Origin of the sequence: Clostridium sp. (genome assembly GCF_021443865.1) — a bacterium.
Classification (GTDB): Bacteria; Bacillota; Clostridia; order Clostridiales; family Clostridiaceae; genus Clostridium.
Genome location: NZ_JABUTB010000005.1, coordinates 21,646 through 31,821 on the forward strand (window position 1 = coordinate 21,646; position 10,176 = coordinate 31,821).

9 protein-coding genes are annotated in these 10,176 nt (G+C 28.8%); 5 read left to right on the top strand and 4 right to left on the bottom strand.

Annotation, left to right across the window (positions count from 1 at the left end):
- Positions 1-88 precede the first annotated feature (88 nt).
- The 5 genes from HUJ77_RS01995 to HUJ77_RS02015 all read left to right on the top strand — a co-directional run bounded on the left by HUJ77_RS01995 (position 89) and on the right by HUJ77_RS02015 (position 5,487).
- Positions 89-511 (top strand): YaaR family protein, encoded by a 423-nt coding sequence (locus tag HUJ77_RS01995; protein ID WP_291706894.1) that lies wholly within the window; start codon positions 89-91, stop codon positions 509-511.
- Between the two features lie 81 nt (positions 512-592).
- Positions 593-2,305: an ABC transporter ATP-binding protein gene (locus HUJ77_RS02000; protein WP_291706895.1), complete on the top strand. Its 1,713-nt coding sequence runs from the start codon at positions 593-595 to the stop codon at positions 2,303-2,305.
- 110 nt (positions 2,306-2,415) lie between these two features.
- Positions 2,416-2,730, top strand: a complete 315-nt coding sequence (trxA, locus tag HUJ77_RS02005) for a thioredoxin (RefSeq protein ID WP_291706896.1) — start codon at positions 2,416-2,418, stop codon at positions 2,728-2,730.
- A 13-nt stretch (positions 2,731-2,743) separates the two neighbouring features.
- A complete protein-coding gene (locus tag HUJ77_RS02010) occupies positions 2,744-3,610 on the top strand; it encodes an NAD(P)/FAD-dependent oxidoreductase (protein ID WP_291706897.1) in 867 nt (288 codons plus the stop codon).
- A gap of 140 nt (positions 3,611-3,750) precedes the next feature.
- Positions 3,751-5,487, top strand: a complete 1,737-nt coding sequence (locus HUJ77_RS02015; protein WP_291706898.1) for an oleate hydratase — start codon at positions 3,751-3,753, stop codon at positions 5,485-5,487.
- Between the two features lie 211 nt (positions 5,488-5,698).
- Here HUJ77_RS02015 and HUJ77_RS02020 read toward each other — a convergent pair whose 3' ends face one another.
- The 4 genes from HUJ77_RS02020 to HUJ77_RS02035 all read right to left on the bottom strand — a co-directional run.
- Positions 5,699-6,538, bottom strand: a complete 840-nt coding sequence (locus tag HUJ77_RS02020; RefSeq protein WP_291706899.1) for a VanW family protein — start codon at positions 6,536-6,538, stop codon at positions 5,699-5,701.
- A 45-nt stretch (positions 6,539-6,583) separates the two neighbouring features.
- A complete protein-coding gene (uxaC, locus tag HUJ77_RS02025) occupies positions 6,584-7,987 on the bottom strand; it encodes a glucuronate isomerase (RefSeq protein WP_291706900.1) in 1,404 nt (467 codons plus the stop codon).
- A 10-nt stretch (positions 7,988-7,997) separates the two neighbouring features.
- Positions 7,998-9,608: a mannitol dehydrogenase family protein gene (locus HUJ77_RS02030; protein ID WP_291706901.1), complete on the bottom strand. Its 1,611-nt coding sequence runs from the start codon at positions 9,606-9,608 to the stop codon at positions 7,998-8,000.
- A 1-nt stretch (position 9,609) separates the two neighbouring features.
- The coding region (locus tag HUJ77_RS02035; RefSeq protein WP_291706902.1) for a mannonate dehydratase at positions 9,610-10,176 on the bottom strand (567 nt) is incomplete at its 5' end.

Genomic DNA, 10,176 nt, shown 5'->3' on the forward strand with positions numbered 1-10,176 from the left:
TTGTATTTATTTTTATTAATAATAATACATATAAAAAGTGAGCTTAATAATTTTTAATGTTATAATAATTTATGAGAGGGTGAAGATTATGGAAATTGGAAGAATTAATAGAAAAAGTATAGTTAGTCAAGATAGAAAAATAGTATCTGAAAAAAAAGATTTTTCCCAAAGCTTTAATCAAGCAAGAGATAGAAAATCAGAAGAGCAATTAAAGAAAATGATTGAGGACATTCATAAAAAGGGAAGTAGATTAGTAATTACTAAAACCTATGGTGATGTGCTTGCATATAAGAAAATTATTAAAGAGTATTTAGAATCTATATTAAAATTTATGTATGACACTAAAAAGGATATAAGCTTTTGGCAAACACAATATTTTATAACTGTAGATACAATAGATAAAAAACTAGAAGAATTAACAGAGTCACTTTTAAAAGGAGAAATGGAAAATCTTAACGTTGCTGCATCTATAGATGAAATACAAGGCTTAATAGTTGATATTTATAGGTAAATTATAAGAGATACTTGAAATAATTACTAAATAAAGCTATTATTAAGTAATAATAATTTGTAGCAACATAGGAGGTTATACATGGTAAAAAGATTTATTAGTTATTATAAGCCACATAAGAAATTATTTTTCTTAGACATTTCAGTTGCCTTAATAGCTGCAGCTTGTGATTTAGTTTATCCTATGATGACTAGAACATTAGTAAATGATAGTATTCCTAATAGAGATATTAGAATGCTTGCTGTTTTTGCAATTACATTAATAATAATTTATTTAGTTAAAGCTGCATGTGCATACTTCATGCAATATTATGGACATGTTATGGGGGTCCATATGCAAGGAGATATGAGAAAGGATATGTTTTTACATTTACAAAAACTACCTAATACATATTTTGATAATAATAAAACTGGAGATTTAATGAGTAGAATGATAAATGATCTTATGGATATATCAGAACTAGCTCATCATGGACCAGAGGATTTATTTATTTCAGTGGTTATGCTTTTAGGATCATTTATAGTATTATGCACAATAAACATTCCACTAACTTTAATTATATTTGCATTTATTCCATTTATAGTTTTATTTACTTGGAAGCAAAAAAATAAAATGCTTAATGCATTTATGGAAACTAGAGTTGAAACTTCAGCGGTAAATTCAAATCTTGAAAACTCACTTTCAGGAATTAGAATAACAAAGGCTTTTGTATCTCATGAATATGAGATAGACAAGTTCAAAAGAGGAAATAATAGATTTAAAAAAGCTAGAGCAAGAGCCTATAAAGTAATGGCTGAATATGGTGCAGGCGTAGGTTTTGGTATAGATATATTAGATTATATTTCATTAATAGCAGGTGGAATATTTACTTATTTTAATTATATTAATTTAGGAGATTTCTTTGCTTATTTATTATATATCAAACTATTTACACAACCAATAAAGAAATTAGTAAGCTTTATGGAGCAATATCAAAATGGTATGACTGGATTTAAAAGATTTATATCAATTATAGATGAAGAAGTAGAAGAAGATGGTGATATAGAATTAAAAAATGTTAAAGGAGATATTGAATTTAAAGATGTTCACTTTAGCTATGAAGAAAAGAGTATATTAGAAGGTATTGACTTAAAAATTGAAGCAGGAAAGATGCTGGCATTAGTTGGTCCATCTGGAGGAGGGAAAACTACTTTTTGTAATTTAATTCCAAGATTTTATGATGTAAGTAGTGGAGATATTACAATAGATAATAAAAGTATATATAAAATTACTTTAGAATCATTAAGAGGAAATATTGGAATAGTTCAACAGGATGTATTCTTATTTACTGGAACTATTAAGGAAAATATTCTATATGGTAATCATGAAGCTACTGATGAAGAGGTAATTATAGCAGCTAAAAGAGCCAATATACATGAATTTATAATGAACTTACCAGATGGTTATGATACTTATATAGGAGAAAGAGGAGTTAAACTTTCTGGTGGACAAAAACAAAGAATATCTATTGCTAGAGTATTTTTAAAGAATCCACCAATTTTAATTTTAGATGAAGCAACATCTGCTTTGGATAATACTACAGAATATATGATTCAAAAATCTTTAGAAGAGTTATGTAAAGGCAGAACTACAATAGTTGTTGCTCATAGATTATCTACTATAAAAAATGCAGATGAAATATTGGTTTTAACAGATAAGGGAATAGAGGAAAAAGGAAGTCATGAAGAACTTCTTGAAAAAGAAGGCTTGTATAAGGAATTATACGAATCACAATTTTTAAATTTAAAGAAATAAATTTGTGAATAATGGACAGAATATTATAGAGAATATTGACTAATTAAATAGGAGTATAGTAAAATTAATTTATTAATACCCCTTAGGGGTATATCAGGAGGTAGATTTATATGGTTCAACATGTATCAGAAGTAGATTTTAATGAAGTAGTTTTAAATTATGAAGGCGTTGTACTAGTTGATTTCTGGGCAACTTGGTGTGGTCCATGCAAGATGATTGCTCCAGTTGTTGAAGAAGTTTCTAAGGAAGTCAGCAATGCAAGATTTGTAAAAATTGATGTTGATGAAAATGAAAATTTAGCAAATAAATATCAAATTTCAAGTATTCCAACTTTAATGATATTTAAAAATGGTACTCCAGTTGATACTTTAGTAGGATTTATGCCAAAGGATTCTTTAAAGGAAGCTGTAATTAAGCATCTATAATAGAGGTAGTATTTTGGATAAAAGATATGATATTGCTATTATAGGAAGTGGTCCAGCAGGAATATCAGCTGCATTAAATGCAAGAATAAGAAATAAAGATTTTATTATATTTGGCAATAAAAACTTAACTAATAAAATAGTTAAGGCACCTAAAATAAATAATTATTTGGGATTTTATAATGTTACTGGAGAATTATTAAAAGAAAAGTTTCAAGAGCATTTAAATGAAATGAATATTGAAATAATAGAGGAAAGAATAAATAGCATATATGCTATGGGAGAATATTTTGCTTTAATGGCAAATGATAAAACCTTTGAAGCAAAATCTATTATTATCGCTACTGGAATAGAATATACAAAACCTATTAAAGGAGAAGAAGAATTTTTAGGAAAAGGTGTAGGATATTGTGCAACTTGTGATGCACCTTTATACAAAAATAAAACTGTAACTATAATAGGTCATAATAAAGAAGCGGAAGATGAAACAAATTATGTTTCTGAAATTGCAGGAAAAGTATATTATGTTCCTATGTATAAGGGAACTTATAGCTTAAATGATAATGTAACATTAGTAGAAGATAAGCCTGAAGAAGTTGTTGGAGATTTAAAGGTAAATAAATTAATTTTAAAAAATAGTGAAATAGAAACTAATGCTGTGTTTATTTTAAAAGATTCAATTTCTCCAGGACAGTTAGTTCCAGGTTTAAAGATGGAAGATGGACATATTGCTGTGGATAGGTTAATGAAAACTAATATAGCGGGATGTTTTGCTGCAGGTGATTGTGTCGGTAAGCCATATCAATATATAAAGTCAGCTGGGGAAGGCAATATAGCTTCTTTAAGTGCAGTCAAATATTTGGATGAGCTATCAAGAAAATAGTAAAAGAATGCAGCGCTTTATGTGCTGTATTTTTATAGTATACAAATATTTAATATGAAAATTTTAAAATACTTTTATTATTTAATAAATTATAATTAAATAAAAGAGATACTATATAATGAAAGTTGAGGAATAGCGGTATGAGTAAAAAAGGAAATAATAGTAAAGTAAATCCTTTATTAATTGTTGGAGCTATAGCAGGAGCAGCTGCTGTGGCAGCTGCTGCAAAGAAAATAAAAGATAATAAAGAAAAAAAAGAAGACTTTGTAAGTTTTAGTGAAAGCTTTGAAGATAATCATGGAAAGGAAGCCTACTTTATTGGAGGAGGGCTTGCTTCATTAGCAGGTGCAACATACTTAATAAGGGATTGTAATTTTCAAGGAGAAAATATTCATATAATTGAAGGTCTTAAGGTTTTAGGTGGAAGTAATGATGGGGCTGGAAATTCTATGACTGGATTTATTGCACGTGGTGGCAGAATGCTAAATGAAGAAACTTACGAGAATTTTTGGGATTTACTTAAATCTATACCATCAATTGATATGCCTGGAATGAGTGTAACTGAAGAAATATTAAATTTTGATAAGCTACATCCAACTCATTCTCAAGCGCGTTTAATTGACAAAGACGGTAAGATAATAGATGTAACTAAAATGGGATTTAATAATGCTGATCGTTTAGCATTAGGAAAATTAATGATGATGCCAGAAGAAAAATTAGATGATTTAACTATAGAAGACTGGTTTAGACATACACCACATTTCTTTACTACTAATTTTTGGTATATGTGGCAAACTACCTTTGCTTTTCAAAAGTGGTCTAGTTTATTTGAATTTAAAAGGTATATGGAACGTATGATATTTGAATTTTCAAGAATTGAAACTTTAGAAGGGGTAACTCGTACACCGTATAACCAATATGAATCAGTTATTCTTCCTTTAAAAGAGTATTTAGTTAGTAAAAATGTAGATTTTAGTATAAATGCTACAGTTACAAATATTGATTTTAAGCCAGGAGATAAAATAACAGCAACAGCAATTCATATAAAGGAGAATGAAGGAGAGAGAATAATACAATTAAAAGATGATGATATATGTATTATGACTACTGGATGTATGACTGATAATGCAACATTAGGAGATTTTAATACAGCACCAGAATATAATGTAGAAAAGCCTATTTCAGGAGAGCTTTGGGAAAAAGTTGCTAAGAAAAAGATTGGACTTGGCAATCCAACACCATTCTTTAAAAATCCAGATAACACTAATTGGGAAAGCTTTACGGTTACTTGTAAAGGAAATAAGTTATTAAAGCTTATTGAACAATTTTCAGGAAATATACCAGGAAGTGGAGCATTAATGACTTTTAAAGATTCAAGCTGGTTAATGAGTATAGTAGTAGCAGCACAACCACATTTCAAAAACCAACCAATGGATACAACTATTCTTTGGGGATATGGACTTTATACAGATAAAAAAGGTGATTATGTAAATAAGCCAATGAAAGATTGTACAGGAAAAGAAATATTAACAGAACTTATTTATCATCTTCATTTTGAAAATGATATTGACGAAATTATGGATTCAGTAGTAAATGTAATTCCATGTATGATGCCATATATAGATTCACAATTCCAACCAAGAAAGTTTACAGATAGACCTAAAGTAGTGCCAGAAGGTTCAACTAACTTTGCTATGATCGGTCAATTCGTTGAGATTCCAGAAGATATGGTATTTACAGAAGAGTATTCAGTACGTGCTGCAAGAATTGCTGTATATACACTACTAGGAGTAAAAAATAAAGAAGTAATACCAGTAACACCATATAAAAAAGATCCAAAAGTTGTACTAAAAGCCTTAAAAAAATCATATAGCTAAAAAACTGCCTGAGGGCAGTTTTTTTAATGCATAATTGATAATGCGTAATGCATAATTGATGAAATAACTCAGACAAGCTGAGTTAAAAAAAATATAAATTCTCTTGGAATTTAATCCATAATTCTTTCATTTTTTCATGCCAATTTTGCTTCAGCAAAGAGGCTTTTCATTCTTTCATTCACCAAAACTCCGAAAGGAGTTTTCACATCAATTATGCATTATCCATTACGCATTGTTCATTACTTAAGTATGGTTGGTACATCATAAAGGCATGGTTTTCGCAAATATATTCATCCTTTAATAATTCATTATTAAGGTTGTACACTTTTCTATAAATCACATTGTTTCTAATATAATGTCCAAAGAAGCCAGGAGTCATAGAATGCTCTTTTTCATATATTTCATAACTATAGTTACAGGGCTCTGTAGCTCTCCATTCACCAACTAAGTGTTTATCAGTAAGAAATAGAACAAGCTGATATTTAGTATTGGTAGTGTTTTTGATTTCTAAATCTAAATAATTATAAAAACAAGTAGCTCCTGAACCAAAGGGCTGAGTTCTTTTTATATCTGGAAATACATCATGGCTATGTCTATATCTTTCTGTTACAGTTAAAGGTGTGTGAAGGGTCATCCAATAAATTAAATTTGATAGCTGACAAAGGCCTCCACCAACTCCAGGTTTAAAGCTGCCATCAGGGCATAATACAACCCCATCCTTATATCCTTTCCTGTAGCTTGGCTTGCCTATAGCCTTCCAGTAAGAAAAGTATTCACCTGGTTTAATTTCTAATCCATTAAGCTTTTTTAATGCTAGTTTTAAATTTTCAACTTTATTTTTTTGTAAATACATATCCACATCTTTTAACTTTCTATAAAGTGGAGTTTTGTGTGTAAATACTAAGTAGTTTAAGTTTTCATTATTAATTTTTTTACTGTAAGACTTATTGGAAAAATACCACTGTATATATTTTTTACTTCTATAATAAGCTTTTCCCATAAATAATCTAAGGGTACTTCTTTTTATAGGCTTTTTTTCAACATAGGCCATATAATTTTCCTCCATTATATTATATATATGGAATAAGAAAGTGCCTTATATAGAAAAATAGTTTTTAGAATTATAATAACAAATATTTTCTATTAGTTTTCCTAGATAATTAAAGTCATCTGGATATTCACCATTATCTATAAGTAGTCCTATTTTATTACATAAAATTCTTCTAAAGTATTCATGTCTTGGGAAAGATAAAAAGCTTCTTGAATCAGTAACCATACCAACAAAAGTAGAAAACATACCTGTAGAGGATAATATATCTATATGATTTTCAATTCCTAATTTATTATCTGAAAACCACCATGGAGCTCCTAATTGAATTTTCCCCTTAATTCCAGTTTTATTACTTTGAAAATTACCACACATTGTTGAAAGCATTTCCAAGTCTTTTGGATTTAAACAATATAATATTGCCTTTGGAAGTTCATTAGTAGTATCTAGGGAGTTTAATAATGAACTAAGAGCTTTAGCATAATTGAAATCATTCATACTATCTATTCCTGAATTAGCACCTACCATTTTTAATATACGGGTAGAGTTATCTCGTAGAGCACCAATATGCAATTGCATAGTTATATTATGTCTAGCATATTCATAGCCTAGCTTTTTTAATATGAAACCCCTATATTTAGAAGCTTCAATAGGGGAGGGGCTTATTCCAGATAGTCTATTTTGAAAAATAGTATTAGCTTCATTTTCAGTAGTAGATATAGAAAAGCTTCCTTCTATGCTATGATCACTTATAAAACAACCATTATCTATAAAATATAAAAGTCTATTTTTTAATACATCTACTAAATGAGAAATATTATTTATTTCTTTGGTAGTAACTTTACTTAATTTTTGTATATAGATATCAAAATCGTCTTTTTCAATATCAATTGCTTTATCAGGACGGAAGGTTGGTAACACTTTTATTTGAAAATTTTCATCTTTAAGCTTCTTGTGATATTCTAAGCTATCAATAGGATCATCTGTAGTACATAGAATTTCTATATTTTGCATCTTAAGAAGATTACGAATGGAATACTCTTTGGAGGTTAGTTTTTTATTACATTCATCCCATATCATAGTTGCAGTATCAGGAGATAATGGAATATCTATTCCAAAGTAATTCTTAAGTTCAAGATGTGTCCAATGATATAGGGGATTCCCAATTAAGTTTTGGACAGTTTCGGACCATGCTAGAAATTTTTCATAGTCAGGAGAATTACCAGTTATAGAATTCTCATTTATTCCATATGAACGCATAGCACGCCATTTATAATGGTCTTCTTCAAGCCAAACTTCTGCAATATTATTATATATTTTATCCTCATATATATCCTTTGGATTTAAGTGATTATGAAAATCTATAATTGGCATTTTACAGGCGAAGTTTTTATATAATTTCTTTGAAGTTTCTGATTTTAATAAAAAATCCTCATTAATAAAATCTTTCATAATAACCTCCTTATAGGTATTTTTCTAAGGTTCTTTTAACTGCACCTATTTCAGATACCATTTCTTTAAAATAATTACAAACAGTAGTAGCCATATTTACTTTATATAAATTTACTCCAAAAATTTTATTATCTTTAAGTATAGGCCTTAATATTTCTTCAAAGTTTTTATTATCACCAAGTTTAATAGTAGACATAATTGGAATTAAGGATTTTAACATTGGGTCTGGACTTAATTCCAATAAATTTCCATTATCATCTATAGCCATAAGATAACGAAGCCATCCAGCAAAGACAAGAGGAATAAATTTTAAATCATTAGCATTTAATATATTCAAATTACTATAAGCCTTTATTGTTTCACCAAAACGAATGGATAGTTTTTGGGAAGTATCTGTAGCTATTCGTTGTGGAGTATCAGGGATAAAAGGATTTGGAAGTCTTACATTTATAACAGTATCAATGAAATCCTTTGGATCTAATATACCTGGATTTACAACTACAGGAAGACCTTCTTTATAACCGATAATTTCAACTAATTTTCCTAAGTGTTTATTTTCCATCTCCTTAGAGATTGATTCATAACTAAGAAGGCATCCAAAGATAGCAAGAGCTGTATGAAGTGGATTTAAACAAGTGCATACCTTCATCTTTTCAACTTTTTCGACCTTATCTCTTGTAGTAAATATAACGCCAGCCTTTTCTAATGGTGGACGACCATTTGGAAAATTATCTTCTATAACTAAATATTCACATTCTTCAGCATTTACAAATGGGGCTATAAAAGTATTTTTACTTGTTACTATAGGTTCAATTTCTTCAAATCCATCATTTTTTAAAAGAGACTCTATTGAAGAGGATGGGCGGGGTGTTATTTTATCAATCATAGTCCATGGAAAAGACACATTATTATCATCATTAATATAATTAATAAATTCTTTTTCAACAAATTTACCTTCAAGCCATTTGTTAGCCACTTCTAATACAGAGCTATGAAATGTACTTCCATTCCTTGAACAATTGTCCATACTTACCATAGCTAATGGCTTCTCTCCTGACTTATAACGAGTATATAGAAGAGAAACTATTTTCCCAATATAGCTTTTAGGCTTTTCTGGACCATTTATTATATCCTTTAATACTGATGGAAGAGGGATACCTTGTCCATCCAATAAACTATATCCCTTTTCCGTAATTGTAAAAGTTGCCATTTGAAGAGAATCCTTTTTGAATATTTCTTTTAATCTATTAAAATCATTTTCATTTTCTGTATCCACTATTAATGATTCAGTTATGCTACCTATTATAGTTTTATTAATAGTTCCATTTGATTTTAATGTAACAAGAATGCTGTAATTATCATTTGGATTATTAATTTTTTCTATAATTTCATAGTCATAGCCTTCAGCAATTATAATACCAGTATCAATGATGTTATCATTTAAAAGAGTTTGTACAATATTTGCTTGAAAAGCACGAAATATATTACCTGCACCAAAATGAATCCATTTAGGATTTTCTTTTGTGTTTTCTGTAATTTTATATCTATTATAATTAGGAATATCATAGCCTAATTTCCTTAAGTACTCACTATTTGATAGTCCATTTTGGGATAACTTCATATTATTTATCTCCTTTAATAATTGCTTCTAATAGACCATTTAAATAAGTAGCGCCAAGTGCTCTATCATATAGACCATATCCAGGCATAGCAACTTCATCCCATATCATTCGACCATGATCTGGACGAACTGGACCTTTAAATCCAATTTCATATAATGCCTTCATTATTTCGTACATATCAAAGGAGCCATCAGAAGAAAGATGTGAGGCTTCTTCAAAATCAGTTGGTGAATTAAATCTTAAATTTCTAACATGGGCAAAATGTATTCTTCCTTTAAGGGAACGAATTATATCAGGTAAATCATTTTTAGGATTTGTTCCATAGGAGCCAGAGCAGAAAGTAACACCATTATGTGGATCATTTACAGTATTTAAAACACGTAAAATATTTTCCTTATTAATGATAATACGAGGTAAACCAAATACACTCCATGAAGGATCATCAGGATGTATTGCCATATTAATATTATATTTATTACAAATAGGCATAATTTTCTTTAGGAAATATTCTAGGTTTTCAAAGAGCTTTTCTTCATTAACATCTTTGTATAATTCTAATAAATCTTT

Coding starts and splice junctions, on each gene's coding strand:
- HUJ77_RS01995 (WP_291706894.1), top strand. CDS start 89: ATGGAAATTGGAAGAATTAATAGAAAAAGTATAGTTAGTCAAGATAGA.
- HUJ77_RS02000 (WP_291706895.1), top strand. CDS start 593: ATGGTAAAAAGATTTATTAGTTATTATAAGCCACATAAGAAATTATTT.
- HUJ77_RS02020 (WP_291706899.1), bottom strand. CDS start 6,538: ATGGCCTATGTTGAAAAAAAGCCTATAAAAAGAAGTACCCTTAGATTA.
- HUJ77_RS02030 (WP_291706901.1), bottom strand. CDS start 9,608: ATGAAGTTATCCCAAAATGGACTATCAAATAGTGAGTACTTAAGGAAA.
- uxaC (WP_291706900.1), bottom strand. CDS start 7,987: ATGAAAGATTTTATTAATGAGGATTTTTTATTAAAATCAGAAACTTCA.
- HUJ77_RS02015 (WP_291706898.1), top strand. CDS start 3,751: ATGAGTAAAAAAGGAAATAATAGTAAAGTAAATCCTTTATTAATTGTT.
- trxA (WP_291706896.1), top strand. CDS start 2,416: ATGGTTCAACATGTATCAGAAGTAGATTTTAATGAAGTAGTTTTAAAT.